Raw genomic sequence first — 291 nt, 5'->3', positions numbered from 1 at the left:
GCAAGAGCAAAGCCGCCCGCAGGTTTCCCAGCTAGGCGGCCGATCCTTGCCCAGTCTCACGCAGGGCAATAACAGTGATTTGGATGTTATTCAATAATTCTGAAGTTAAAATTGGTTTTAAAGCATTCTGTATTGCCTTTTGCGTATCTGGCACTTTTAACAGCGCGCAATGCCATGTTGTCTAAACTGGTATTGCCGCTGCTTTTTATTATGGTTACGTTTTGGGTTGAGCCATCATCTTTGACTTCAAATTCAAGGCTGACTTCTCCTTCAATTCCTGCATTTTGAGCG

The 291-nt window shown here is 44.3% G+C and carries 1 protein-coding gene; it reads right to left on the bottom strand.

What is annotated here, in order from left to right; translation table 11 throughout:
• Positions 1-86 precede the first annotated feature (86 nt).
• Positions 87-291 (bottom strand): energy transducer TonB (locus tag MB824_RS03460; protein ID WP_238746001.1); only part of this gene is annotated, 205 nt, incomplete at its 5' end.

Source organism: Kingella pumchi (assembly GCF_022288825.1).
Lineage (GTDB): Bacteria > Pseudomonadota > Gammaproteobacteria > Burkholderiales > Neisseriaceae > Kingella_D > Kingella_D pumchi.
This window is presented reverse-complemented; position numbering and strand designations above follow the sequence as displayed.